This is a genomic window from Nocardiopsis sp. NPDC058789, from assembly GCF_042745575.1.
Classification (GTDB): Bacteria; Actinomycetota; Actinomycetes; order Streptosporangiales; family Streptosporangiaceae; genus Nocardiopsis; species Nocardiopsis eucommiae.
This window is the reverse complement of record NZ_JBHYOW010000001.1, coordinates 225981-250546: the sequence shown is the minus strand read 5'-3', so window position 1 is coordinate 250546 and position 24566 is coordinate 225981. Positions and strand designations below refer to the sequence as shown.

Annotated in this window: 24 protein-coding genes; 11 read left to right on the top strand and 13 right to left on the bottom strand. The window is 72.6% G+C overall.

From position 1 onward, the window contains the following. Positions 1 to 35 precede the first annotated feature (35 nt). From ACFW3L_RS01125 to ACFW3L_RS01115, 3 genes are all read left to right on the top strand, one after another. Complete coding sequence (locus ACFW3L_RS01125; RefSeq protein ID WP_378735365.1) at positions 36 to 614, top strand: DUF5998 family protein; 579 nt, start codon at positions 36 to 38, stop codon at positions 612 to 614. A 257-nt stretch (positions 615 to 871) separates the two neighbouring features. After that, positions 872 to 1696 carry an enoyl-CoA hydratase-related protein gene (locus ACFW3L_RS01120; RefSeq protein ID WP_378734977.1) on the top strand — a complete coding sequence of 275 codons (825 nt, stop codon included), beginning with the start codon at positions 872 to 874 and terminating at the stop codon, positions 1694 to 1696. A 99-nt stretch (positions 1697 to 1795) separates the two neighbouring features. After that, positions 1796 to 2449, top strand: a complete 654-nt coding sequence (locus ACFW3L_RS01115; RefSeq protein ID WP_378734975.1) for an MBL fold metallo-hydrolase — start codon at positions 1796 to 1798, stop codon at positions 2447 to 2449. A gap of 48 nt (positions 2450 to 2497) precedes the next feature. Here the strand turns inward: ACFW3L_RS01115 and ACFW3L_RS01110 are convergent, their stop codons facing one another. The 3 genes from ACFW3L_RS01110 to ACFW3L_RS01100 all read right to left on the bottom strand — a co-directional run bounded on the left by ACFW3L_RS01110 (position 2498) and on the right by ACFW3L_RS01100 (position 5776). After that, positions 2498 to 4540: a CHAT domain-containing protein gene (locus tag ACFW3L_RS01110; protein WP_378735363.1), complete on the bottom strand. Its 2043-nt coding sequence runs from the start codon at positions 4538 to 4540 to the stop codon at positions 2498 to 2500. Between the two features lie 333 nt (positions 4541 to 4873). After that, positions 4874 to 5293, bottom strand: a complete 420-nt coding sequence (locus tag ACFW3L_RS01105) for a hypothetical protein (RefSeq protein WP_352387743.1) — start codon at positions 5291 to 5293, stop codon at positions 4874 to 4876. Positions 5294 to 5296: 3 nt separating this feature from the next. Beyond that, a complete protein-coding gene (locus ACFW3L_RS01100) occupies positions 5297 to 5776 on the bottom strand; it encodes an RNA polymerase sigma factor (protein WP_378734972.1) in 480 nt (159 codons plus the stop codon). Between the two features lie 433 nt (positions 5777 to 6209). Between ACFW3L_RS01100 and ACFW3L_RS01095 the strand changes: the two genes are divergently transcribed. Then, entirely contained in the window at positions 6210 to 6704 is a 495-nt protein-coding gene (locus ACFW3L_RS01095) for a DUF3145 domain-containing protein (RefSeq protein WP_378734970.1), read from the top strand. Between the two features lie 21 nt (positions 6705 to 6725). Here the strand turns inward: ACFW3L_RS01095 and ACFW3L_RS01090 are convergent, their stop codons facing one another. The 4 genes from ACFW3L_RS01090 to ACFW3L_RS01075 all read right to left on the bottom strand — a co-directional run bounded on the left by ACFW3L_RS01090 (position 6726) and on the right by ACFW3L_RS01075 (position 9922). Beyond that, the gene (locus tag ACFW3L_RS01090) at positions 6726 to 7181 is read right to left on the bottom strand and encodes a DUF1707 domain-containing protein (protein WP_378734968.1); all 456 of its coding nucleotides are present in this window, start codon (positions 7179 to 7181) and stop codon (positions 6726 to 6728) included. A gap of 124 nt (positions 7182 to 7305) precedes the next feature. Then, positions 7306 to 8094 carry an inositol monophosphatase family protein gene (locus tag ACFW3L_RS01085; protein WP_378734966.1) on the bottom strand — a complete coding sequence of 263 codons (789 nt, stop codon included), beginning with the start codon at positions 8092 to 8094 and terminating at the stop codon, positions 7306 to 7308. Next, positions 8091 to 9134: an ATP-grasp domain-containing protein gene (locus tag ACFW3L_RS01080; RefSeq protein WP_378734963.1), complete on the bottom strand. Its 1044-nt coding sequence runs from the start codon at positions 9132 to 9134 to the stop codon at positions 8091 to 8093. The genes ACFW3L_RS01085 and ACFW3L_RS01080 overlap by 4 nt, the downstream gene beginning before the upstream one ends. Before the next feature lie 257 nt (positions 9135 to 9391). Further along, the gene (locus ACFW3L_RS01075) at positions 9392 to 9922 is read right to left on the bottom strand and encodes a YbhB/YbcL family Raf kinase inhibitor-like protein (RefSeq protein WP_378734960.1); all 531 of its coding nucleotides are present in this window, start codon (positions 9920 to 9922) and stop codon (positions 9392 to 9394) included. 175 nt (positions 9923 to 10097) lie between these two features. Here ACFW3L_RS01075 and ACFW3L_RS01070 point away from each other — a divergent pair, with 175 nt between their 5' ends. Further along, complete coding sequence (locus ACFW3L_RS01070; protein ID WP_378734958.1) at positions 10098 to 11063, top strand: LLM class F420-dependent oxidoreductase; 966 nt, start codon at positions 10098 to 10100, stop codon at positions 11061 to 11063. A 60-nt stretch (positions 11064 to 11123) separates the two neighbouring features. Here the strand turns inward: ACFW3L_RS01070 and ACFW3L_RS01065 are convergent, their stop codons facing one another. The 3 genes from ACFW3L_RS01065 to ACFW3L_RS01055 all read right to left on the bottom strand — a co-directional run bounded on the left by ACFW3L_RS01065 (position 11124) and on the right by ACFW3L_RS01055 (position 15884). Continuing rightward, complete coding sequence (locus ACFW3L_RS01065; protein WP_378734955.1) at positions 11124 to 12359, bottom strand: PucR family transcriptional regulator; 1236 nt, start codon at positions 12357 to 12359, stop codon at positions 11124 to 11126. 174 nt (positions 12360 to 12533) lie between these two features. Beyond that, on the bottom strand, positions 12534 to 14225 hold the full coding sequence (gene aspT / locus ACFW3L_RS01060) for an aspartate-alanine antiporter (RefSeq protein ID WP_378734953.1): 1692 nt from the start codon (positions 14223 to 14225) through the stop codon (positions 12534 to 12536). A gap of 24 nt (positions 14226 to 14249) precedes the next feature. After that, entirely contained in the window at positions 14250 to 15884 is a 1635-nt protein-coding gene (locus ACFW3L_RS01055) for a bifunctional aspartate transaminase/aspartate 4-decarboxylase (protein ID WP_378734951.1), read from the bottom strand. 272 nt (positions 15885 to 16156) lie between these two features. Here ACFW3L_RS01055 and ACFW3L_RS01050 point away from each other — a divergent pair, with 272 nt between their 5' ends. The 4 genes from ACFW3L_RS01050 to ACFW3L_RS01035 all read left to right on the top strand — a co-directional run bounded on the left by ACFW3L_RS01050 (position 16157) and on the right by ACFW3L_RS01035 (position 19072). Then, positions 16157 to 16669, top strand: a complete 513-nt coding sequence (locus ACFW3L_RS01050) for a lumazine-binding domain protein (protein WP_378734948.1) — start codon at positions 16157 to 16159, stop codon at positions 16667 to 16669. A gap of 170 nt (positions 16670 to 16839) precedes the next feature. Further along, entirely contained in the window at positions 16840 to 17163 is a 324-nt protein-coding gene (locus ACFW3L_RS01045; protein ID WP_378734946.1) for a putative quinol monooxygenase, read from the top strand. Positions 17164 to 17214: 51 nt separating this feature from the next. After that, positions 17215 to 18264, top strand: coding sequence for an aldo/keto reductase (locus tag ACFW3L_RS01040; protein WP_378734944.1), 1050 nt, complete (start codon positions 17215 to 17217; stop codon positions 18262 to 18264). Between the two features lie 70 nt (positions 18265 to 18334). Next, positions 18335 to 19072 (top strand): class I SAM-dependent methyltransferase, encoded by a 738-nt coding sequence (locus tag ACFW3L_RS01035; protein WP_378734942.1) that lies wholly within the window; start codon positions 18335 to 18337, stop codon positions 19070 to 19072. Positions 19073 to 19077: 5 nt separating this feature from the next. On the opposite strand, the gene ACFW3L_RS01030 is transcribed toward ACFW3L_RS01035, so the two are convergent. Continuing rightward, positions 19078 to 19311 carry a hypothetical protein gene (locus tag ACFW3L_RS01030; RefSeq protein WP_378734940.1) on the bottom strand — a complete coding sequence of 78 codons (234 nt, stop codon included), beginning with the start codon at positions 19309 to 19311 and terminating at the stop codon, positions 19078 to 19080. Between the two features lie 56 nt (positions 19312 to 19367). Then, positions 19368 to 20582 carry an acyl-CoA dehydrogenase family protein gene (locus ACFW3L_RS01025; RefSeq protein ID WP_378734938.1) on the bottom strand — a complete coding sequence of 405 codons (1215 nt, stop codon included), beginning with the start codon at positions 20580 to 20582 and terminating at the stop codon, positions 19368 to 19370. Positions 20583 to 20846: 264 nt separating this feature from the next. Between ACFW3L_RS01025 and ACFW3L_RS01020 the strand changes: the two genes are divergently transcribed. Next, the gene (locus ACFW3L_RS01020; protein ID WP_378734936.1) at positions 20847 to 22661 is read left to right on the top strand and encodes an AMP-dependent synthetase/ligase; all 1815 of its coding nucleotides are present in this window, start codon (positions 20847 to 20849) and stop codon (positions 22659 to 22661) included. Positions 22662 to 22716: 55 nt separating this feature from the next. Here the strand turns inward: ACFW3L_RS01020 and ACFW3L_RS01015 are convergent, their stop codons facing one another. Beyond that, positions 22717 to 23565 (bottom strand): TIGR03620 family F420-dependent LLM class oxidoreductase, encoded by an 849-nt coding sequence (locus ACFW3L_RS01015; RefSeq protein WP_378734934.1) that lies wholly within the window; start codon positions 23563 to 23565, stop codon positions 22717 to 22719. A 172-nt stretch (positions 23566 to 23737) separates the two neighbouring features. On the opposite strand from ACFW3L_RS01015, the gene ACFW3L_RS01010 reads away from it, so the two are divergent. Further along, positions 23738 to 24532: a winged helix-turn-helix domain-containing protein gene (locus ACFW3L_RS01010; RefSeq protein WP_378734932.1), complete on the top strand. Its 795-nt coding sequence runs from the start codon at positions 23738 to 23740 to the stop codon at positions 24530 to 24532. Positions 24533 to 24566: the final 34 nt, after the last annotated feature.

Here is a 24566-nt window from a genome sequence, read left to right as displayed (position 1 = left end):
GGGGGCAGGATAGAGGTATGAGGAAAACACGTGCCGTGTCCACGGATTGGCGCCTGGAGATCGAGCGGAGCGGTTACTACCCGGCTCTGGTGATCGACGCCGTCGCGACCACCCTGGGCGAGGAGGACGCCGAGGCGTTCATCGTGCACCATGAGGCGACCTTCGACCCGGCCATGGAGATGCGTCGGCACATCACCGTCATGCTGCTGACCGCCACCCGTCTCGTCGTCTGTCACACCGACGAGCACCCGCCCACCGAACCCGGTGGGACCTCGCACGCCTCCACCACGACCGACAGCATCCAGCTGGGCAACATCCAGTCGGTGGCGCTGACCCGGGTCGTTCCCAACCCCGCCCAGTACACGCCGGGCAGCCTGCCCAGTGAGCTGGTGCTCAGCGTGAACCTCTCGGTGAACTGGGGCGCGGTCGCGCACATCGACCTCGAACCGGCCTCGTGCGCGGACGAGAGCTGCGAGCTCGACCACGGATACACGGGCGCCCTCACCGCCGAGCCGCTCACTCTGAGGGTCAGCGAGGCGGCAGACGGCGCGGAGGCGGTCACCACCATGCTGCACTTCGCGGACGCGCTGTCCGCCGCGACCACGCGTCGCTGACACGGCGGACGCGAGCCAAGCACACCCGGCGGGGCCGGGGCGATCTCCACGGAGGCCGCCCCGGCCCCGTTCCGTGGGGCGGTGGGAGCCGGGGCGGGCGTGAACGCTAGCGTGTGGTGCACGTAACACGAGCGCGCTCGCCCGTAACACGGACCCGGCAGACTCGTCGTCGGTCGGCATGGCCGGGACCGCCGCCGTACCGCCGCCAGTGACGCCGTGGCCTCCGCGCGCGTCCAACGGAGAGAGGTCAGCCAGCGATGACGCAGCACCCGACACCCCCGAACCCCTCGGGCGACGCCCCCCTCGTACGCTCGAACGTCGACCGGGCCATCGCCACCATCACTCTGGACTCCCCGCGCAACCGCAACGCGCTGTCCGCCCGGCTGCGCTCCCAGCTCTCGGCGGCGCTCTCCGCCGCCATGGCCGACGACGAGGTCCGGGGCGTGGTCCTCACCGGGAGCGGCCCGGTGTTCTGCGCGGGCGCGGACCTCAAGGAGGTCGGTGCGGCCCTCCAGGGGGCCCCGGTCGCACCCGCGCCGGAGCTCCCCGAGATCTTCGAGCAGATCATGGGCGGCCCCAAACCGGTGGTCGCCGCCCTCAACGGTGCGGCCCGCGCGGGCGGGATCGGCCTGGTGGCCGCCGCCGACATCGCGCTCGCCCCCAAGAGCGCCACCTTCGCCTTCACCGAGGTGCGGATCGGAGTGGTTCCGGCGATCATCTCCGTCCCGGTCTCGGCGCGCATGCACTCGCGCCAGCTCAGCCGCTACTTCCTCACCGGGGAGCTCTTCGACGCCTCCGACGCGGCCCGGGCGGGGCTCATCACCCAGGCCGTCCCCGACCGCGACATGGACCAGGCGTTGGACGCCGTCCTCCAAGGGCTGCGCGGCTCGGCCCCGACCGCGCTGTCCCGCACCAAGGAACTCCTGGGGGAGCTCGGCGGCGGAGCCCAGGCGGCCCCGGACCGGCGCACCGAGGTGTTCACCCGCATGGGAGAGCTCTCCGCCGAGTTCTTCGCCGGTGAGGACGCGGCGGAGGGCCGGGCGTCCTTCTTCGAGAAGCGCCCGCCACGCTGGGCACGCTGACGCCGTCCGGGCACCGCTCGGCGCCGGAGACGGGACACCCGAATCACCGGGTGCCCCACCCGGGTTTCCACTCTTCCCACGACAGGCCACAATGGTCGGGTGAGCTACTCCGGAGATACCAAGGTCGGCGGCCCCGCCGACCTGCGCCAACTACCGCATCTGACGATCACCAAGCTGGCCGTGGGCCCGATGGACAACAACGCCTACCTCCTCCGCTGCCGGAGCACGGGCGAGGCGGTCCTCATCGACGCGGCGGCCGAACCCGACCGAATCCTGGAGATGATCGGTGAGGACGGGCTGACCCGAGTGGTCACCACCCACCGCCACCAGGACCACTGGCAGGCCCTGGCCGAGGTCGTCGGCCAGACCGGCGCCCGCACGGTCGCCCACCCCGACGACGCTGACGAACTGCCGGTGTCGGTGGACGAGCCGGTCGCCCACGGCGGCACCGTCCCGGTCGGGGACAGCGCACTCACGGTCATCCACCTGCGCGGCCACACGCCCGGGTCGATCGCCCTGCGCTACGACGACCCCGACGGCCACACCCACCTGTTCACCGGTGACAGCCTCTTCCCGGGCGGGGTCGGCAAGACCTGGTCCGACACTGACTTCCAGACGCTGTTCGGTGACGTGTCGGAGCGGCTCTTCGGCGCCCTGGGCGACGACACCTGGGTGTACCCCGGGCACGGCGGAGACACCACCCTGGGCGCTGAGCGTCCGCACCTCGCGGAGTGGCGCGAGCGCGGTTGGTAGGAACGTGACGGGGCGCGGTGGTGACACGGTCCGCCGCGCCCCGGTCACTCAGGTCCCGTAACAGCAGAAGCCGAGGTGGCCGAGGTGCTCCGCCACGGCCTCGGCCACCTCGGCGCCGTGCGCGAGCTCCCGGTGGAACGAGCGCATGGCCACTTCGGTCCGCTCGTCGTCCACTGGCACCGGACTGGCCACCACCGTGCGCGTGCCCCGGGCCAGCAGGGCACCCACGAAGCCGCCCGGCCGCCCCGGCGCGCCGCCGAAGCCGTGCCCGCCCCAGCAGCTGGACAGGACCGCCAGCGCCGGAGCGGAGGGGAGCGCCGTCAGGTCGCAGGCGAGCAGCGGCCCGTCGCGCAGCTCGAACCGGTCGAGCATGGGCGTACGGTCCCCGACGTTCCCGTGCCCGGCGAGATGGGCGAGGTCGCAGCGGGCCAGCGCGTCGAGGATCCGCCTCCGGCCCGCGTGGACCAGGAGCCGCGCGCCCGGATGCGCTCCGGCGAGGGCGGCCACCTCCAGCCGTGCCCGGCGTGGCTCCGGCCCGCACACCAGCAGGACCCGGTCCCGGCGGGGCCGGACAGGCGGTCGTTCCGCCCAGGACCTCGCCGTGGGCACCAGGCGCACCGGCCGCCCGCGCAGCCCCGGGAGCTGCCCCCAGGGGAGGTCACCCACGTACGGCGCGGCCGTCACCAGCAGTGAACGGTTCCCGATCAGGGGCAGCAGCGGGGCGAGGAGGGTCGAGGAGACCAGCGCCGCCGCGCCCGACACCGGGCGGTCGGGATCGGAACGACGGGGCGGCCGTGTCCGTGGCACGGTCCGCTCGTGGACGAACCTGCCGAGTGCCCGACGGACGCGCACGAGGGGCCCGAGACCGCGCGCGTGCACGCGTCCGGCCACCGCGACCAGCGCGACGGCCTCGGATCCGGCCACCGTGTAGTGGACGAACGCCCGGCCGTCCAGGCGCTCCAACAGCGTCTCCAGGACCGGGAGCCGGTGCTCGCGTGGCGCGTGGGACCCCGTACGGGGCACCCGCCAGTGCGCGGACTCCCAGCGCCGGGCGTGGTGGCGGGCCTCGGGACCGGCGCCGCGTCCCAGGGCCAGGCGGTAGCGGCCGGTCGGGTCCGCCATCCTGGGCGCGGAGGCGGACTCGGGGGTCGGCGTCAGTCCCTCGGCCCAGGTGCGGCCCAGCTCGGCCCACTCCAGGGCGGTCGCGGGGTCCCCGGCGAGCAGGGAGGTCTCCAAACCGGCCCGGAGCACGTGCGGGTCGCGGACGGCGGTCCCGAGCCAGGGCCCGGGCGCGGCGCCCCTGCGCTCGGAGAGACGCTCCAGTGCTCGACGGGCGTCCGTGAGCGGACCACGCCCTCCGGCGACGTCCCAGGCGTTCCGGTGGCCGGGGGACCGGTCACCGGGACACCCCGAGGGCTTCGGGCCGAAGGGTGGTGCCACGGCGGGAACACGGAGTTCCAGGAGGTCCCTGGCCCTGCGGGCGGGCGCGCGGCTCCGCGTGGCGCCGTCGGCCACGCGTTCCAACCGGCGTGCCAGGCCGTTCCAGAGCGAACCCGGGCCCAGGCCCGCGCGGATTCTCCGGGTGAGGAGGAGCGCGCCGGGGTGGTCCCCCTCCATGAGACGGAGCTTGGCCTCCACCAGCACGCGCGCGGTGCCGTCCTCGTCGGTGCGCCAGGGGGCCTCGGCCAGGGTGCGCCCCGCCTCCTCCACCAGCCCCACCGAGAGCAGGGCCTCGGCCAGGTCCACCCGCAGCGGGCCCTGGCGGTCGTCGGGCATCCGCTGCGCGAGGTCGTGGAAGGTGGTGATGGCGGTGTCGGTGTGGCCCCTGTAGAGGTCCAGACAGCCGAGGTTGTGCCGGGCCACCAACCCCAGCAGGGGGAGGCGGCGCGACTCGGCCAGGGAGAGCGCCTCGTGAAGATGGTCCTGGGCAGCGCCGAAGCGTCCGCAGAGGGTCTGGGCCAGCCCGAGGTCGGTGAGGACGCCGGGGAGCACCGGGCCGAGCTCCGAGACGGGGTGGCCGCGCAGACGCCTGCGGGTGTCGTCGAGGAGTACCACGGTCTGGTCGCAGCGTCCGGCCTGGGCCAACCTCACACCCTGGTTGACCTGCGCCAACAGTGCGCGTCCGGTGGCCAGGAACGGGGGGTCGTCGTCTGGGGGAGGGCTTGTGGTCGAGCGGGCGGGCGTTGCGCGGGGGAGCACGTCCGGCAGCCTTCTTTCGCCAGGGGGCGGTCCACTCCAGTGATAGCAGTGTGTCCGGCCGGGCGGGAGTGGCCCGCGTCAACCTGTGGATATCCGGTCGTTCGTGGATCAGGACGAACCCGGGCGCATGAGGGCATGGGGTCGCTCGGGTGCACGATCCGAATGCGGGTTCGGACCGTGGCCGATTCTCGCTCCCCGCCCGCGACCGCCGCCCCCGTTCCGGGTTCAGACGGTGAACCAGTCCGTGACCGTGAGGGGGCGGCCGGGGCACTCGACGACCAGGCACAGCGGCCCCGGAGGTACGGAGGTGTCGAAGCGGCCGTCCATCCCGACGAACAGGAGAAGCGTGGCGTCCGGGCGCCGGAGGCGCACGTCCACGTGGTCGAAGTCGCCCCTGACCAGGCCGGACAGGAGGCGTTGGCCGCCGCTCGCGCGCACCTGAAGGTCCAGGTGGACTCCGTCCAGGTCGAAGCCCAGGAGGCTCGGGGCGCTCTCCCGACCGTCGCGCTGGAGCGGATCCTCCGGGGAGGGGGCCGAGTCACTGACGGTTCTGGCCATCCGGGCCTCGTCCAGGGAGCGGTCGAAGGCGGCCAGCGCGGCGGCCCGACCGGATCGGTCCTGACGTGGGTCTGGGTCGTTCCGCACGGTTCACGCACGCCTTTCGCTCGGATCCGCGTTCGCTCGAAGGGAGCGGCGGAGTTGGCGGATCAGATGCCGCCGCTGGTTCGGGGTGGTCCGGTGGGAGATCGGTCCGGCGTCGGGGGAGTCGTCGAGGTAGAGGCGTGCGACCCGGCGGTCCACCGGGTCGGTGAGGGCGTCGACGGCGCGCAGGAGGGCGGCGTGCCGTTCCGCGTGCAGGTACCGGAGCTCGGGGTCGTCCCGGTCGTGGGCGTACCCGTCCATGTCCGAGGGGTCCACGGGGACGAAGCGCTGCCGGTGGCGCCGCTGACGGTCACAGGCCGTGTGCGTGGCCCGGCGCAGCCAGGCGGCGAGCCGGTGCGGTGAGTGGAGGCGGGTCAGGTGCTGGTTGAGGCGGAGCCAGACCGTCTGGACGGCGTCCTCGTGGTCCTGCCGGGGGAGCCGGTAGGACCGCGCGACGGCGTTCACCATCGCGAGGTGGCGGTCCACGATCGCCTCCCACGCGTCGGCCCCGCCGTGGCAGGCGCCCAGGACGAGTTCGGCGTCGGTGGCCTCGGCCGGCTCGGGAGACGGCGCGGGAACGGGGCCGGTTGTGGCCGGAACCGGCGAAGAAGTGGTAGAAACATACCCTGAACAGTACTGATGGGCGTTTCTGTCGCGGGTTTCCGGAGACTGGATGCCCTCTCGAGTCTGGTCTGGCACATCCGCCCCCACTATGATCGGACTCCCTGTCGCCGCCTGGGCCACACGCTAATCACTGGGTGTCCCGGGTGCGGTGGGAACGCTGGAAAATACCAGCGTGCGAGATGGTTCTCAGGGTGCCATTGGGGCACAATGGGGCAAAAGGCATTCAGGCGGGTATGCAACCTTCTCGTAGTACGAGGGCGTCGGGGAAGCGCACTCGTTCGTATCAGGAGGTTCGGTGTCCGCACGTGGCGTCTTGTACGTCCACTCCGCACCCGCGGCGCTGTGCCCACATGTCGAGTGGGCGGTCGCGGGTGTCGTTGGAGTACCCGTCAAACTCGACTGGGTCGCGCAGCCGGCGGCCCCCGGCCATCACCGTGCCGAGCTCAACTGGCAGGGGAGGGCGGGGACCTCGGCCGCCATGGCCTCCGCACTCAACGAATGGCAGCGCCTGCGGTTCGAGGTGACCGAGGAGGCCTCGCCCGGCTGCGACGGCATGCGCTACAGCTACACGCCCGGCCTCGGCGTGTTCACCGCCGTGACCAGCGCCGCGGGTGAGGTCCTCGTTCCCGAGGGCCGACTGCGCGCCGCCATGGCCACCGCCGCCGCCGAGGGCACCGACCTCGCCGCCGAACTCGACCGCCTCACCGGCCGTGCCTGGGACGAGGAGCTCGAACCCTTCCGCTACGCGGGTGACGGCGCCCCGGTGCGCTGGCTGCACGCCGTCGGCTGAGCCGCCTCCCGGCGCCGAACCTCAGGGAGGGGTGTCCTCGCTCGGCCAGATGGCGGAGGCGAGCAGGACCGCCGCCCAGATCCCCAGCGGGACTAGGGGCCAGTACGGAACCAGTTCGCCGCCGAGCAGGCTGGCCACGCCCCAGACACCCGTCAGCGCCCCGGCCACACCCAGCCACCAGCGCCACTCCTCGCCCCACTCCTCCCAGGGCACCGGAGCACCCGCGGGATCGCGGTCGCGGTGGCGCTCACGGTGGACTCTCGGCGGCGGCACGGGGATCTCGGGTTCGGGGAGGTCGGCGGTCAGGGAGCGCAGCTCACCGACCAGGACCGAGCTCAGGGCGGCGCCCACGCGGCGCTCGTACTCCTCGTGGTCCAGACGGCCCTCGGAGAACGCCACCGCGAGGCGGTCGACCGTCAGGTCCCGCTCGGTGTCCGAGGCGCGCATCTGGTTCAGCGGCAGACGTTGGGCCTCCACTTCCCACCCCCAAAGGCGCGTTGGTTTCCACACGATACGCGCCGTGTCCGGCGCGCGAAAGGGATGATGGACCCCAGTTCCAGCGGTTTGCGAACCACCGTCGGCGAGGTGGTTTCGTCGCAGGTCAGAGCGCTAGCCAACGGGACACCTCGCGGCACGTGGACGGGTCGCCCGCGCCCACCAGGCCGACGTGCTCGAAGGCCCCCTGATAGGTGAACCCCGAGCCGTCCAGACGGGTCAGCAGACCCCCCGTCTCGGCCAGCACCAGACCGGGCGCGGCCACGTCCCAGTCGCGCACCGGGACGTCCTTCACGAACAACTGGGCGTCACCCTCGGCGATCCGGCAGAGCTTCAGCGAGATGCTCCCGCTCTCCAGGTACCCGCCGTAGCCGAAGTGGTCGTACACGCGACGGGCCACCCCCGAGGGTTCCGGGGTGTTGTCGGTCAGCACACCCCGGCCGGGCGGGGCGGGTGGCCGCGGGGGCAGTACGCGCCCGTTCCGCCGCGCACCCCGCCCGCGCTCGGCCGTGTAGAGGGTGCCCCGCTCGGGAGCGAAGACCGCCGCCGCCTCGGGACGCCCCCCGACGACCAGCGCCGCCTGGGTCACGTAGCCGTCGAACCCGTGGACGTAACTGGCGGTCCCGTCGATGGGGTCGATCAGCCAGTACCGGGGCGGGCGCTCCCGGGTGAGGGACGCGGGGTCCTCCTCGCTCACCACCGGGACGCCGGGGTCGATCGCGGTGAGCCGCAGGGAGAGCGCCCGGTGCGCCCGGGCGTCGGCCTCGGCCTTGAACTGGCTTCCCTCCCACACGCCGTCCCGCGCGGCCGGGTCCGGACGCCACGCGCGCAGCAGCCCGCCGACCTCCGTGACCGCGCGCGCCATCGCCTCCACGAGCGCGGTCTCAGCGCTCATCGGACCCGCGCCGGAACGGTCGCGGGCGCACCGGAGGTCACCGGTCCCGGCGGGACCAACCCCTCGGGCGGGGCCGGGGAGATCCCCTGTGAGGCGAACCGCTCCTCGGACATGAACTCGTCGGTCCAGCGCCGCACCATCGTGACGCCCTCCCGCCACTCGTCGGTGAGCCGGGGGCCGTCGCACACGGCCTGGCGGAGCAGGCCGGTGATCTCGTCGACCCCGGCTGCCACCGTGAGCGCCGCCGTGGACGAGAACCGGGGGTTGATCTCGAAGATCCTGGGCCGCCCCCGGTCGTCCAGGCACAGCTGCACGTTGAAGGGTCCGTCCGCGCGCAGGGCGCTCTGGACGGCGCGGCAGGCCCGGGCGACCTCCGGGTGGCGGCGCGTGACCGCGTACCTGGTGACGCCCTGCTTGAGCAGGACCTCCTTGGGCACGACCGCCTGCACCTCGCCGTCCCGCCACACCACGACGGACACCGTGTACTCGGGGCCGGTGACGCGTTCCTGCACGATCAGCTCGTCGGCCGCGTATCCGCTCTCCGCGACCACGCCCGCCACGTCACGGGACGACTCGACCACCCGCACGCCCCGGCTGCCCCGACCGCTGCGGGGCTTGACGATCAGCCCGCCCGGGGGCCGGTCGGCGGCGTCGGCGGGCCAGGTCGAGGCGAGCCAGGTGCGGGGGACCCCGATCCCGGCGTCCTCCAACCGACGCATGAGGGCGTACTTGTCCAGGCAGGTGGTGACGAACCCGGGACGGGGCAGCAGGACGGCGATTCCGTCCTCGGACAGACCGCCCACGCGGACCAGTTCCTCGTCCACCAGCGGCACCACGGCGGCGGCCCCCTCCTCAGCGCACAGGGACCGCATCCGGGGGAGGAAGGCCTCGCTGGCGCCCGGCGGGACCAGGTGGCCCCGGTCGGCCAGGTACAGGCCGGGAGCGGCCGGGTCCACGTCGGTGGCCACCACTCGGAAGCCGTTCTCGCGCAGGTGAAGGATGGTTCCGGGGGTGGGTGCGGAACCCGCCGTCGTCACCACGACGGTCGGTTTCCTCGAAGTCTGCTGTGGCACCGGCTGAACCCTTCCGAGCGAGATTCGAGTGGGCCGGGGGATGGATCGAGCCTAGACGGGGGAGTGCTCCCGCGACCCGGGATTGGCCGGATGCGGTTCCCAGGACAACCGAACGGGCCCCTCGCGCGTGTACTCCATGGCCCCGGGAGGAAGGGCAGAGGGCGGGTGACGCGCTCGGTGCGTCACCCGCCCTCCGGCGGCGGGGGTCACCCCCCCGGGTCCTGCTAGTCCTGCTCGTACGTGGGCGTGATGAACGCGCGGCCGATCGCGTGCGAGAACAGGTTGAACCCGAGGAACGCCGGACTCGCGGAGGCATCGATGCCCAGGGTCGGGACGTCCACGGCGTGCACCGCGAACACGTACCGGTGGGGCCCGTGTCCGGCGGGCGGGGCCGCGCCGACGTAGCGGTGGCTCCCGGCGTCGTTGCGCAGGGTCACGGCCTGTTCCGGCAGACCGGAACCGTTGCCCGCGTCGGTCGGCAGCTCGGTCACGTCGACGGGGATGTCGCAGACCGACCAGTGCCAGAAACCGCTCGCGGTGGGCGCGTCCGGGTCGAAGCACGTGACGGCGAAGCTCCGGGTCCCCTCGGGGAACCCGCTCCAGGACAGGTGCGGGGAGACGTCCACGCCCCCGGCACCCATGATCCCGCTGACCTGGGCCCGGGGCAGGGCCTGACCGTCCTTGACGTCGTCGCTGGTCACGGTGAACGCGTCGACGACGGGCAGGAAGTCGTAGGGAGAGGGTGGCTTGGCCACGGGGATGGCCTCCTTCGTTCTCGGGGTCGTCCGTTCGGGGCCCGCGGGGCCCCGACTCCGAACATACGCCTCGGCTGGCTCGGGCGCGGTCTTCTGCGCGGCGGGCCGCGGGGGTACGGTCGTGCCACACCGGGCCGAATCCGGTTCGGTTCGTACACCGACCCATGGAGCCGTCATGACCGACCGCTGGGGCATCACCGTTCCCTTCGAGGGCGTCCCCCTGGCCGACCAGCGCCCGCTCTTCGAGGCCCTGCCCGACCTCGGCTACACCGACGCGTGGTCGTCCGAGGCCAACGGCACCGACGCGTTCACCCCGCTGGCCCTGGCCAGCGTGTGGGCGCCGGGGCTGAGGCTGGGCACCGCGATCGTCCCCGCCTACACGCGGGGCCCCGCCACCCTGGCCATGAGCGCCGCCACGATGGCCGCCGCCGCGCCCGGCCGGTTCGTCCTGGGGGTGGGCACCTCCTCGAACGTGATCGTGGAGCGCTGGAACTCCCTCCCCTTCGAGGAGCCCTACAAGAGGGTCCGTGACACCGTGCGGTTCCTGCGCGAGGCGCTGACCGGCCGGAAGGTCACGGCCGAGTACGACACCTTCTCCGTCCGGGGATTCACGCTCGGCGCCGTCCCCGAGCAGTCCCCGCCCGTCCTGGTGGCCGCGCTGCGCCCGGGCATGCTGCGCCTGGCGGGCCGCGAGGCCGACGGTGCCATCCTCAACTGGCTGTCCGCCGAGGACGTGCGCACCGTCGCCCCGATCGTGCGCGAGTCGGGTGACGACAAGGAGGTGGTGGCGCGGATCTTCGCCGTGCCCGACACGGACCCCGAGACCGCGCGGGGGATCGGTCGCTGGGCGATATCGGCGTACCTGAACGTCCCCGTCTACCGGGCCTTCCACGAGTGGCTGGGCCGCGACGAACTCGGCCCCATGTGGAGCGCGTGGGAGGAGGGGGACCGCAAGGGGGCGCTCGCGGCGATCCCGGACTCGGTGGTGGACGAACTCGTCGTGCACGGACCGGCCGCGCACTGCCGTGAACGGATCCGCGCCTACGCCGAGGCGGGGGTGGACACCCCGGTGATCGCCCCGATCAGCCCGCCCGGAACCGACCCGGCCGCCGTGGTCCGGGCCCTGGCCCCCCGGGACTGAACCCCGGGATGTTCCCCGCGCCGTATCGCGCGGGGAACATCCCGACTGTTCGGTATGCGCTCACTCCAGGGGTCCCAACAGCCTGCGGGCCCGCAGGACCAGCTCCAGTTCGAAGCGCGCTCCGGGCTCCCGGAGCCGGGAACCGAACAGCTCCTCCAACTGCCGCATCCGGTACCGCACGGTCTGCGGGTGGATGCGCAGCCGCTCCGCCGCCTCGTTGGCGTTGAACCCCGACTCCAACCACGCCAGCAGGGTGTCGGCCATGCGTTCCCGCTGTGGTTCCCGCATCCCGGCCAGCGGCGCCAACCGCGACCGGGTCAGCTCCGCCACCAGAGCCGTGTCCCGCGAGAGGAGCAGCTCCGGCAGGTGGTCGCTCCACCGCAGCACGCCCGGCCCGGACACCACCCCGCACCGCGCCAGCTCGGCCAGCTCCCGCGCCCGCGCCAGAGAGGCCGGAGCCTCGTCCAGGGGAACGGTCGGACCCAGCACCGCTCGGTACCCCCGAAGGGAACGCTCCAGGGACCGGAGCCTGCCCGGGCCCTCGGGATCGGGTACCAGCGCGCACGGCTCCAGCCGGTCCAGGTCCACCAGCACGTCCGAGGGCGGCACCGGTGGGGCGGACGCGTCCTCCTGGTGCAGCAGGGCCACGGCCACCCGTTCGGGCACCCGCCACCGCGCCGCCCGCGCCAGGGACGACACCGTCCTCGCCTCCGGTTCCGTGCCCGACTCCGCCAGCAGCACGTCCAGCAGTCGGGACCGGCGCCGCCGCAGCGCCTCCACACCCGCGCCCCGCACCTGGGCGTGCCCCTCGGCGGCGGCCGTGGAGATCTCCTCCTGGAACGCGAAGAGCGCCTCACCCAGGGCGGCCATCTGGTCGCGGTCGATCGAGTGGGCCCCGGCCAGGCGTCGCCACGCCACCGCCGCCGACGTGCGCATCCCGGTGTGCAGGCACTCCAGGGAGCGTCCCTGCCGGGCCTCCCCGGCCCCGAACGCGCGAAAGGTCCGCCCGATCGCCCCCGGACCCTCCGGGGTGTCCTCCGCGCCCGCGCGGCGCACGGTCCCCGAGCCGTCCTCGATCCGGTCGAGGAAGGCGTGGGCGGCGGCGCCGATCACCGTCCGCACCGACTCCACGTGCGCGGGTTCCAACGTCTGGGAGTGGGCCTCGGCCCGGCGCCGGACGGCCTCCACGGCCTCCTCCGTCAGATGCGGCACCAGGGGACGCAGCCTGCTTCCCAGGGCGGGGGGAAGGTCCGCTACGAGGGCGCCGTGGGCGCCCTCCCGTGGTCGGTACGACATGTCACCTCCGGCACGGGCGCACACCGACGCGGCAGCGCACGCCCGCGCGCCGAACCTCCGGTGGCACGCCCGCGCGTGCTCTGTGCGCCAGTGGATACCGTGATGCCGGTCACCCTCCTCCATATGACCAGAGGTCGTCCCCCGGGGACAAGCCCCGGTTCCGGGGCCCGCCGCTCACACCACCATCCCGGCCAGTGCCACGATGACCGGACCGGTCAGCGGCAGCAGGATGTTCGAGATCGCGTACGTGATGGTGTAGGCGATCATCGGGACCGAGTTGCCCGCCGTGGACACCACCTGGCTGATCGCCGGAGTGCTGCACTGCTGACCGGCCACGGCCCCCATGAGCAGTGGTGGCTCGATGCGCAGGACCTTCCATCCCACGATGATCGACACCGTCGCCGGGATGAGGGTGGTCAGCACCGCCGCGACCGGCAGCATCACCCCGTAGTGCTGCACCAGCTGGAGAGCGGACGGACCCGCCGACATCCCGACCGCGGCGATGAAGGTCGCCAGACCCAGGTCCTTCATGGTGCCCGCGGCGGCCGGGTGCAGGGTGCCGAAGGTGGGTCGCCTGGCCCGGAGGTACCCGAAGACCAGCCCGGCCAGCAGCGCGCCGCCGCCCGTGCCCAGGGTGAGCTCCGCGTTGCCCACCGGGATCACGATCTGCCCGATCAGGATGCCGAGTACCAGCCCGAGGCCCAGGTAGACCAAGTCGGTGGTGTACCGCGACGCCACCGGGTAGCCCAGTCTGCGCTCCGCCGCCTCCACGTCGCTGGGCGCCCCCAGGATCGTGAGGACGTCACCGACCTGGAGCACCGTGCCGGGCAGCGCCGGGAGCTCCCTCTCGGTGCGGGTCACCCGCTCCACGAACACCGACTCCCGCAGCCCCGGGCCGAGCACGTCCCTGATCCCGCTCAGCGGTAGGTTGTGCGCGGCCCGGTGCGTGAGCACCACGTCCAGGGAGCGCAGCTTGACGTCGGGCTCCTCGGCCTGCTCGGGGCCGATCACGCCCTCCGCGCCGACCAGGGCGGCACGGCGGCCCACCACTGTCAGCAGGTCGCCCTCCCGGACCCTCGTGGTGGCCTCGGGGCGCGTGTTCTGGTCGCCCCGGCGCAGCTCCTCCACGGTCGCGCTTCCGGGCAGCGCGTGGGTGAGGTCGTCGACCGTGCGCCCGGCGCCGCCCTCCACCCGGAAGACGCGGCCCACCAGGTCCGGGAGGGCGGGCTGCTCTCCGGGCCGGGAGTCGTGCCCGCCGCTCAACCGGTGCCACAGCCTCGCGGACTCCGCGCGCAGGTCGACCCGCATCAGCCTGGGCGCGATCTGGCTGGTGAGCAGCACGATGGTGATCAGCCCGCACAGGTAGCTGACGGTGTAGGCGGTGGCCACGTTGTTCTGGAGGGTGCGGGTCTCCGCCTCCGACAGCCCCAGCCGCCCGATCGCCTCGCTCGCGGTGCCCAGCGCGGCCGACTCCGTGGCGCCACCGGCCATCAGACCGGCGGCAGTGCCCTGGTCCAGACCCATGATCACCGTGAACGCCAGCACCACGAGGATCACCGACACCACCTCGATGATCGGGAAGCCCAGGTAACGCAGGCCCTTGCGGTTGAGGTTGGCGAAGAACTGCGGTCCGCTGCTGAACCCCAGGGCGAAGATGAACAGCGCGAACGCCAGGTTCTGTACCCCGGAGCTGAGTTCGGCCCCGGTCAGGTAGCCGATCAGCAGTGCCATGAGCAGGGTGCCGCAGACCCCGCCCAGGCGGATCGGTCCGAACGGCACCCGGCCGAACGCGTACCCCAGGGCGAGCGCGGTGAAGAGCGCGATCTCCGGGGTGTTCCTGAACAGGTCGGTGATCCAGCCGCCCACGGCGGACTCCTCACGGTCGGGGTCTCAGCTGTGGTCGGTGGCCCTGGTGGCCTCGGTGTACCTCCGGTGGTACTCCTCTCCTATCTCCTTCAGGACGCGGCCGATCCGTTCGTAGGCCTCGTGGTCGAGGTTGGCCAGACTGATCCTCACCGACCACTCCGGCCCGTCGAACCCGCCGCCGTTGAGCAGCACCACCCCGTCCTCCTGCGCCAGGCGCAGGACGGGGTCCACCGGTTCGTAGTTCGCGCGCGTCCACGCGGCGAACTCGGCCCCCCAGTGGCGTTCGGCCCAGGACAGCAGGTCGAGTTCGACGTAGTAGCCCGCGCGCCGGGGGTCCTTGGGCAGGGGCACGCCCAGCCCCTCGGACAGCGCCGCGAGCCGTCGGTCCAGCACGCTCATCACCGGTGCGTGGTACTCCTCGTCGGCATGGGTGAGCGCGAAGAGGGCGAACAGCGCCATCTGCACCTGCTGGGGGGTGGACAGCCCGGCGGTGTGGTTCAGCGCCACCGACCGGCTGTCGGCCACCATGCGGTCGACGAACCGCATCCCCGGCACGTCCAGTGACAGTGAGGAGTAGCGACGTCGTACCGCCTCGGCGTCCACCCCCTCCAGACGCGCGATCAGGTCGTCCACGACGTTGTCCGGTTGGAGGGCGATCACCCCCAGCCGCCAGCCGGTCGCTCCGAAGTACTTCGAGAACGAGTACACGCCGAGGGTGTTGCGCGGGCACACCTCCAACAGCGAGGTGAAGCCGCGTACGAAGGTGCCGTACACGTCGTCGGTGACGATCACCAGGTCGCGGTTGCGGTGCTCCACGATGTCGCGGAGGCGCTCCAGGGAGCGTTCGGAGAGCGCCACCGAGGGCGGGTTGCTCGGGTTGACCAGGCACACCAGACGTACGGACGGGTCGGCCAGCTTGTCCAGCTCGGCGTCGTCGTAGTCCCAGGCGTGGAAGTCGCCCTCGGTGGTACGCGAGGCGCTGACCTCCACGACGTCGAAGGCGTAGCGGTCCAGGCGGGGGATCTCCAGGTAGGGGGTGAAGATCGGCGTCATCAGCGCGATCCGGTCGCCCCGGCGCAGGACCCGGTTGGCCTGGAGGGAGTCGAAGACGTAGCACATGGCGGCGGTACCGCCCTCGACCGCGAACAGGTCGTAGGGGGTCTCAGGGGCCCGATCGCCCATCGCCCGGACCAGGTACTCGTGCACCGACTCGGCCACGAACGGCAGGACGCGGTCGGGCACCGGGTAGTTGTCGCCGATCACGCCGTCGACCAGTTCGTGCACGACCTCGTCCCAGCGGTGCGGATCCACCCGGTCGAGCACGCGCCGGAGCAGGTCGGCACCGGGCTCGCCCGCGTTCTGGTCGAGGAAGAGCGACAGCCGTTCACCCACGCCCTCGGCGGAGGGCATCCCCGCGACCGCGGGCCACTCGTTCCAGGTGCGCCGGGACTCCAGGACGGCGAACCGGCCGAGCAGGAAGAACGCCTCCCTGGGCGGTGCGGCGGTCCAGTTCGGGTTACCCCGCCCGGCGTTGAGCAGGGCGTGGGCGCTCTTGCGGGAGGACTCCCCGGCCAGGTCCATCAGATGGCCCTTGAGCTCGAAGGGGCTCAGCCCCTCCAGTCCGCGCTGGGTCGCGCGGTCGTCGTCGAGATGGGTCATGGAACCCCTTCTGGGCGGTTACCCAAAGTGAGTGCGCGTGTGCGCTAAGTGCGCGCTGGAGGGGCCTGCCCGGGACGGGGTCAAGCCGAACCGAACTAGGGCCCATGCTTTGCCTGGTCAGTGGGTGCGCGGAGAACCGGGTGCGGGCACACGTAGTCATCAATCAGGTGAATGCGGTAACAATGGTGCGTCCCCCGGAGGCGTCGACGGGCGCCGGGCTTCTCCGAAGTCCGCTGTCGGCCCTCCCCGCCCGTCCACGGAAGGCGACCCCCATGCGACGCACCCTGCTGTGTGCAGCCCTGCCCCTCTTCCTCGCGCTCACGGCCTGCTCCGGAGGGGACGAGGCCCCCGACGGGGAGGCCGTCGAGGAGGCCGCCCAGGGGGACGGCCAGGAGGGGACCGAACCCAGCGAGGAGGACGCCGCCGAGGCCACCGACGCCGCCCGTACCGTGGCGGAGGGGTTCGTGGCCGCGTTGATCGCCGGAGACGGTGAGCTGGCCTGCACCTTCGCTGACGAGAGCGCCCAGGCGGCGATCGTCGGCCAGGGAGACGACGGCCAGGACTGTGTGGAGGCCTTCCCCGACTACGTCGCCGGGCTGCCCGGAGCGGAGGAGATCGAGGTCGGCGAGATCACCGTGAACAAGGACCTGAACGGGGAGGCCCTGGTCGCCAACGTCGAGATGGTCCACCCCGAGGAGACCCTCGGTTCCCTGGAGGTGCGCGAGGTCTCCGACGACGAGTGGCGCGCCACCCGCCTGCCGGGCACCACCCTCGGCGGAGCCTGAGACCGGACGGCGGCCTCCCCCGGGTGCGGTGTCGGACACGGACCCGGGTGAGGGGACGAACACCTCGGGTGCCCGGGCCGTCGCGGCCCCGGCCCCCGGGCTCTGGGAGAGTGGTCGACGGGGTGCGGCACGACCGCGCGCCCCGTGGCACAAAACGAAGGAGATGCGGGATGATCCTGATCGTCGTCAAGTTCCGGACCAGGCCGGAGGCCGTCAACGGCTTCCTCGACGCGGTCGCCGACTTCACCGCGGCCACCCGAGCCGAGCCGGGCAACCTGTGGTTCGAGTGGTCCCGCAGCGTCGAGCGCGACGACGAGTTCGTGCTCGTCGAGGCTTTCAAGGACGGTGCCGCGGAGGCCCACGTCAACAGCGACCACTTCCGCGCCGGACTGGCCTCGATGAAGCCGCTGCTGAAGGAGACCCCGCTGATCGTCAGTCGCGTGGTCGACGGCGAGGGCTGGGACCGGATGGGCGAGCTGACGATCGACGAGTAGCGTCGGCACGTTTCGACGGTGGCGGGAACCAGGCGGAAGGGGAGCGGAAGTTTGGGCACGTACGTGGCGGACGACGACCGGTACGACTCTCTGGAGTACCGGAACTGCGGCAGGAGCGGGCTGAACCTGCCCCGGCTGTCGCTGGGACTGTGGCAGAACTTCGGTGACGACCGGGACCTGGAGGGGCAGCGCCGCATCCTGTGCCGCGCGTTCGACCTGGGCGTCTTCCACTTCGACCTGGCCAACAACTACGGTCCGCCGCCGGGTAGCGCGGAGGCCAACCTCGGGCGCGTCCTGGCGAAGGACCTCGGCTCCTACCGCGACGAACTGGTGATCACCACCAAGGCGGGGTGGGTGATGGGGCCGGGGCCGCACCAGCGGGGCGGATCACGCAAGTACCTCCTGTCCTCGCTGGACCGTTCGCTCGCCCGGATGGGCCTCGACCACGTCGACGTCTTCTACAGCCACCGGCCGGATCCGGACACCCCGCTGGAGGAGACCATGCTGGCCCTCCACCACGCGGTGGTGTCCGGGCGGGCGCTGTACGCGGGCATCTCCTCCTACGGGCCGTCGCTGACCCGGCGGGCCGCGGCGATCATGCGCGACCTCGGCACACCGCTGACCGTCCACCAGCCCTCGTACTCGATGCTCAACCGCTGGGTCGAGGACGGCCTGTTGGAGGCGGCGTCGGACGAGGGCATGGGTGTGGTCGCCTTCTCGCCGCTGGCCCAGGGGCTGCTCACGTCGCGTTACCTCGGCGGCGAGGTGCCCTCGGACTCGCGTGCGGGGGTGGGGCGGCCCAGCTGGCGGGAGAACATGCTCACCGAGGAGGTGCTCGGCCGGGCACGGGCGCTCAACCAGATCGCGGCCGAGCGCGACCAGACCCTCGCCCAGATGGCGATCTCCTGGGTCCTGCGGGACCAGGGGCCGCGCACGGTCACCACGGCGTTGGTCGGCGCCTCCAGCGTGGAGCAGCTGGAGCAGAACCTTCGAGCCGTGGAGAACACGGAGTTCACCGAGGAGGAACTGCGCGACATCGACCGGTGGGCGGTCGACTCCGACGTCAACATCTGGTGGGGCGCCACCGCCTCCAAGGAGTAGCCGGGCGCCCGGAAACCGAACACCCGAAAACCGGATGCGGTCGCGGGGGCGGGCGGCGACACTGACACGTATGGCCACCTCCCCCCGCCCCTACGCGGACGACGACGGCGCCGCTCTCTACGACCTGCTCAACCCCTGGGCCCCGTGCGACGACTTCCACCTGTCCCACGTGATGGCGGCCGACGCCGTGGTGGACGTGGGCTGCGGGACCGGGACGCTGTTGCACCGGGCCCGGAGGGAGGGGCACACGGGGCGGCTCCTCGGGATCGATCCGGACGTGCCCTCCCTCTGCCGGGCACGGACGCGAGCGGACGTGGAGTGGGTCGAGGGGCGCGCGGTGGACCTGGCGCGGCGCCGGGAGTTCGACCTCGCGCTGATGGGCGGGAACGCCTTCCAGGAGTTCGTCTCCGACCAGGAGCTGCGCCGGTCGCTGGGAGCGATCCGCGCCGCGCTCCGTGAGGGCGGGCGGTTCGTGTTCGGCACGCGGAACCCGGTGGCGCGCGCCTGGGAACGGTGGGTCCCCGAGAACGCCGCCGAGGTGGTGGACCACCAGGGGCGCGCGCTCCGGGTGGAGCACCGTGTGGAGTCGGTGGCGGAGGGGGTCGTCACCCTGACCGAGACCGTCGCCGCCGGGGACGGCGCCCCGCTCCGGGTGGACCGGGGCGCGCTGCGCTTCACCCCGGCGAGGGAACTCGACCGGTTCCTCGCCGGGGCCGGGTTCGAGGTCGCGGAGCGGTACGGCGACTGGGAACGGGGGCCGTTCACCGGCGCCGAGGGCGAGATCGTCACCGTCGCGCGCGCCGTGTGAGCGCCCTAGCGGTCGTCGCCGGGGCGGCCCCGGGCCCCGTCCCGTTCCTCGGTCTCGTCGGCCGCGTCCTGCTCCTCGGCCGGGCCGGTCCCGTCGGGGACCTGCTTCCAGTAGTCGGGTGAGCGGACGGCCTTCTCCGCCTGGCGCTGGACGATCCGGAAGATGCCCAGCACCAGGAAGATGACGGCGACGGGTACGGCGATGCCGACCAGGACTCCGAGTGCGGGCCATGCGAACACCGGCCTCACCTCCTCGTCCCTAAGCCTCCCCGCTCACCTGCGGGTTCACCCCCGTGTCAGCGGATCGGCAGGCCGGTGATGGTACGGCCGATGATGAGTTTCTGGATCTCGCTGGCGCCCTCGAAGATGGTGAAGATGGAGGCGTCGCGGTGCCAGCGCTCCACGGGGTAGTCCCTCGTGTAGCCGTTGCCGCCCAGGATGCGCAGGGAGTTCTGGGTGACGTAGGTGGCGGTCTCGGAGGCGTAGAGCTTGCTCATGGAGCCCTCGGCGTGGGTGAAGTCCTTGCCGTTGCGCGCCATCCAGGCCGCCCGCCACACCAGCAACCGGGCGGCGTCGATGCGGGTGGCCATGTCGGCCAGGAGGAAGGCCACGCCCTGGTTGTCGCCGATGGGGCGGCCGAACTGCTCGCGCTGGGTGGAGTAGTCGCGGGCGTACTCGTAGGCGGCGCGGGCGCAGCCCACCGCCATCGCGCCCACGGTGGGACGGGTCGCCTCGAAGGTCTTCATGGCGGCCTGGCCCTTGGAGCGCCTGCCCTCCCTGGCGCGGGCGATCCGCTCGTCGAACCTGTCCTTGCCGCCGATCAGGCAGGAGCCGGGGACGCGTACGTCGTCCAGGACGACCTCGGCGGTGTGCGAGGCGCGGATGCCGTGCTTGGCGAACTTCTGGCCCTGGGACAGGCCGGGGGTGTTCGGCGGGATGATGAACGACGCCTGCCCGCGCGAGCCCAGCTCGGGCTCGACGGAGGCGATCACCACGTGCACGTGGGCGATGCCGCCGTTGGTGGCCCAGGTCTTGACTCCGTTGATCACCCACTCGTCCTTGGCCTGGTCGTAGACGGCGCGGGTGCGGATCGCGGAGACGTCCGAACCCGCGTCGGGCTCGGACGCGCAGAAGGCGGCGAGTTTGACGTCGTCGGGGGTGCCGAACATCTGCGGCGCCCACTCACCGATCTGCTCGGGTGTGCCGGTCGTGCTCAGCGACGCGGCGGCCAGGCCGGTGCCCATGATGGCCAGGCCGATCCCGGAGTCCCCCCAGAACAGTTCCTCGATGGTGACGGCCATGCCGAGGCCGCTCTCCTCGAAGGCCTGGGTCGCGAAGAAGTCCAGGGAGTACAGGCCGATCTTGGCGGCCTCCTGGATGATCGGCCAGGGGGTCTCCTCGCGCTCGTCCCACTCGGCGGCGGCGGGGCGGATGACGTCGGCGGCGAACCCGTGGGCCCAGTCCCGGACGTCGCTGATCTCTTCGGGAAGCTGGAGGGAGAAGTCGGGCACGGGGTGGCTCCTTGGGGTCACGCGGGACAGGGGGACGGCGCTCGGGGTGTTACCAGTGGTTACCCCAGATGAATATTACTTATCAGTAGCGTCCGGCTCCCCGGAGAGTCGGGGCGGGGTGGCCCGGGGGTGTGCGACGCCCCCGTTTCGGTCCGTCCTTTCACGGGAAAGCGCCTCTTCGTCGCCCTTTCCGGGGAAAGGCGGACTGCTAGGCTCTCGTGTGTTCTGGATCACATATACGAGGAAGCTGCCCCAGGAGCACACATGACCTCCGCCCCCGGCACCACGGACGATCCCACGAACCGCACCCTCCCCGAACTCCTCCTGCGCAACGCTCGTGAGCACCCCGGCCTCCCCGCGCTCTCCTGGCGGGAGCCCGGGGCCACCGGCTGGACCACCCTCACCTGGGAGCAGGCGCGCGAGGCGGTCGCCGCCCTGGCCGAGGGCTACGCCGCGCTCGGCGTCCGCCCCGGCGACCACGTCCTGCTCATGATGGGCAACCGGCCCGAACACTGGCTCTCCGACCTCGCCCTCGTCCATGCCGGGGCGGTCCCCACCACCGTCTACTCCACCGCCGCCCCCGAACAGATCGGGTACGTCTGCCGCCACAGCCGTGCCCGTCTCGCCGTGGTGGAGGACCCCGACGTCGCCGTCCACTGGGAGAAGCTCCTCGACGACCCCGGAACCGCCCTCGAGACCCTGGTGGTGCTGGAGCGGCCCGACCCCGGACGCGGACACACCCCCTACGACGGCCTGATCGACACCGTGCCCTCCGGAGCCTTCGACCGTTGGCGCGACCTCACCCCCGACCACCTGGTCACCGTCGTCTACACCTCCGGCACCACCGGCGACCCCAAGGGCGCCGCCATCACCCACCGCCAGGTCCTCGCCCAGGCGACCGCCCTCGACGCCGCCGTGGACCTGCCCGACCATCCCAGCCACGTCTGCTACCTCCCGCTCGCCCACATCGCGGAACGGCTGCTCAGCCTCTACCTGCCGCTCTTCCGTGTCTCCCACGTGTGGATGTGCGCGGATCCCGCCGCCCTCGCCGGGGCACTGCCCGAGATCCGCCCCCCGCACTTCGTGGGGGTGCCGCGCGTGTGGGAGAAGCTGGCCACCGGAGTACGGGCCTCCCTCGCCGCCCTGCCCGAGGAGATCGCCGCCGTGGTCGCGACGGCCCGGGACGTGGCCGCTGACTACCACAGCCACCGGGAACGCGGTGAGGAGATACCCCCCGGACTGGAGGCGCGCTACCGGGAGGTCCACGCCTCCGTGCTCACGCCGCTGCTCGCCCGGCTCGGCCTGGACCGGGTGGTCCTGGCCTCCAGCGCCTCGGCGCCCATGCCCGTGGACGTGCTGCGCTTCTGGGCGTCCCTGGGCCTGGCCGTGATGGACGTCTGGGGGCTCACCGAGTCCGTCGGCGTGGCCACGCTCAACACCCCGGACGTGGGCCGCAACCGCCTCGGCTCCGTGGGTCGCCCGATCGAGGGCATCCAGGTACGGCTGGCCGACGACGGAGAGGTACACCTGCGCGGCCGCTCGGTCTTCGAGGGCTACCTCCAACCGGACGGGACCGTCAGCCCCGCCACGGACGAGGAGGGCTGGTTCGCCACCGGCGACGTCGGCCGGATCGACGAGGACGGCTTCCTCTGGATCACCGACCGCAAGAAGGAGATCATCGTGACCTCGGGCGGCAAGAACATCCCGCCCGTCCTGGTGGAGAACACGCTCAAGGAGCACCCGCTGGTGGGGCAGGCCCTCGTGCACGGCGACGCCCGCCCCTACCTGGTGGCACTGCTCGTCCTCGACCCCGAGATGACTCCGCTGTGGGCGGGCGAACGCGGGCTGGACGCCGACGGCGCGGGGCTGGACGCCCACCCCGAGGTGCTGGCCGAGATCGAGCGCGCGGTGGCCGCGGCCAACGCCCGGCTCAGCCGTCCCGAGCAGGTCAAGCGGTACCGGCTGCTGGCAGGGGAGTGGGGGCCCGGAACCGGCGAGCTCACCCCCTCCCTCAAGCTCCGCCGCCGTGTGGTCGAGGAGCGCTACGCGGAGGAGGTGGCCGCCCTCTACCGGGACTGAGCCCGGGGGTCCCGTTCCGGGCCGGGCGCCGCCGCGCGGCCCGGCCCGGGACGGGTCAGGAGGTCAGCGCCGGAGCCAGCCGGGAGAGCGAGCCGAGCAGACCGGACTCCCCGGGGATCGCCTGCGCCACCACGTGGTCGGCCCCGGCCTCCAGGTGCGCCCGCAACTCCGACGCCACCTGGTCCGCCCCGCCCTGCGCGACCAGGGCGTCGATCAGGACGTCGCTGCCGTCGTCGGCCAGGTCGAGCACGGTGTACCCCAGCCGCTCCAGGTTGGCCGCGTAGTTGCGCATGCCGAGGTAGAACGCCATCCCCCGGCGGGCCTCCTCCCGCGTCCGCGCACGGTCGGCGCCGAGCACCAGCTTGTGTTCGGTGGCCAGGAGGGGGCCGTCCCCGAGTACCCCGCGCGCGAACCGGTCGTAGGCCGGGGGGACCAGGTAGGGGTGGGCGCCCGCCGCCCTCTCCGCGCTCAGCGTGAGCATCCTCGGGCCCAGCGCCGCCAGCACCCTCCGGTCGGCGGGGACACCCTCACGGTCGAGCACGTCCAGGTAGTCCCGCATCCCCTGGAGCGGCCGGACCGCGTCGGGTCCGTTGAGCTCCCGGTGACCGGCACCGATCCCCAGCAGGAACCGCCCCGGGTAGGCGGACTCCAGGCGCGCGAAGGCGTCCGCGACCTCCTCGGCCGGTGCCGCCCAGATGTTCACGATCCCCGTGGCCACCGCCAGACGGGACGTCGCCGCCAGGGCCGTGGCCACCGGCTCCAGGTCGGCCGGGGTGGAACCGCCCAGCCACACGGCGCCGAACCCCAGGCGCTCGATCTCGGCGGCGACGTCCTCGTCGAGGTCCTGGTGGCGCAGCCAGACGCCGTACCTTCCCAGGTCGACCGGTGTCGCGTTCAGACCCATGGATACTCCTCGGTGAGCTCGGTGATCCCGGCGGTGCCGCCACCAACCTACGGCGGTGCGGGCCCGCTGGCGCGGACCCGCGCCCGCCCCGCCCGTCGGGGTCCCCGAAGTATCCTGCGGGGGCGGGCCCCGACCCCGTGGGCTTCTCCTCTGACCCCCTGGAGACGGCGAGATGAGCGTGCACCTGTTCCCGGTCGACGACTTCGACCTGGTCGTCACGGTCCAACAGGACTACGAGAGCGACACCCCCATGGACACCCACCACCTGAGTCCGGGGGAGACCCGGACCTTCGGGCGCGGCGGCCGCAGCCGCGACGTGGACATGAGACTCGGCGCCGGGGACCGGGCGGTACACCGGCACGCCGGAGAGATCACCTCACACGGGGACCACTGGCGGATCAGCAATCTCAGCCCCAACAAGTCCTACATCGTGGAGAACACCGAACGGTCGGCCGGGTACGTCCAGGTCCAGCCGAACACCCACGGCATGGTGGTGCCCTTCGAGACCTCCCGCGTGCGCATCCCCGGAGCGACGGGGGAACACAGCTTCCTGGTGATGGCTCCGGCGGCCTGCAGCGCCGTCCTCTCCCCGAGGGGCGTCGGCGCCGACGACGGGTGGTCGGACACGACCAGTGAACGCACCGAGGCCAACAGCTTCCGTATGGACCGGTGGCACACCTACTACCGCGTCCTGGTCGCCTTCTGCGAACCCCGGCTGCGCGGCCTCACCCCGCCGGTCCCGACCCAGAGCCAGGTGGCCCACCGGTTGGGAATCGGCACCGCTGCCGTGAACGCCCAGGTGAACTACCTCCTCAAGGACAAGTTCAAGGTCGAACTGGAGGGCGGTGGCCAGGGCCAGGGCTGGCGGTCCCAGGTCCTCATCGACAAGGCGCTCCACTTCGGCGTGGTCACCGAACGGGACCTGGGCCTGCTCGACGACCAGGGCGACTCCAGGACCCTCGCGTAGCGCCCGCCGACCCGGGGCGCGGAACGGTGGACGC

What these genes read in the sequence shown, in the direction of transcription:
- ACFW3L_RS01010 (WP_378734932.1), top strand. Translation starts at nt 23,738, where the DNA reads ATGAGCGTGCACCTGTTCCCGGTCGACGACTTCGACCTGGTCGTCACG.
- ACFW3L_RS01070 (WP_378734958.1), top strand. Translation starts at nt 10,098, where the DNA reads ATGACCGACCGCTGGGGCATCACCGTTCCCTTCGAGGGCGTCCCCCTG.
- ACFW3L_RS01065 (WP_378734955.1), bottom strand. Translation starts at nt 12,359, where the DNA reads ATGTCGTACCGACCACGGGAGGGCGCCCACGGCGCCCTCGTAGCGGAC.
- ACFW3L_RS01015 (WP_378734934.1), bottom strand. Translation starts at nt 23,565, where the DNA reads ATGGGTCTGAACGCGACACCGGTCGACCTGGGAAGGTACGGCGTCTGG.
- ACFW3L_RS01050 (WP_378734948.1), top strand. Translation starts at nt 16,157, where the DNA reads ATGCGACGCACCCTGCTGTGTGCAGCCCTGCCCCTCTTCCTCGCGCTC.
- ACFW3L_RS01035 (WP_378734942.1), top strand. Translation starts at nt 18,335, where the DNA reads ATGGCCACCTCCCCCCGCCCCTACGCGGACGACGACGGCGCCGCTCTC.
- ACFW3L_RS01055 (WP_378734951.1), bottom strand. Translation starts at nt 15,884, where the DNA reads ATGACCCATCTCGACGACGACCGCGCGACCCAGCGCGGACTGGAGGGG.
- ACFW3L_RS01045 (WP_378734946.1), top strand. Translation starts at nt 16,840, where the DNA reads ATGATCCTGATCGTCGTCAAGTTCCGGACCAGGCCGGAGGCCGTCAAC.
- ACFW3L_RS01085 (WP_378734966.1), bottom strand. Translation starts at nt 8,094, where the DNA reads ATGAGCGCTGAGACCGCGCTCGTGGAGGCGATGGCGCGCGCGGTCACG.
- ACFW3L_RS01120 (WP_378734977.1), top strand. Translation starts at nt 872, where the DNA reads ATGACGCAGCACCCGACACCCCCGAACCCCTCGGGCGACGCCCCCCTC.
- ACFW3L_RS01020 (WP_378734936.1), top strand. Translation starts at nt 20,847, where the DNA reads ATGACCTCCGCCCCCGGCACCACGGACGATCCCACGAACCGCACCCTC.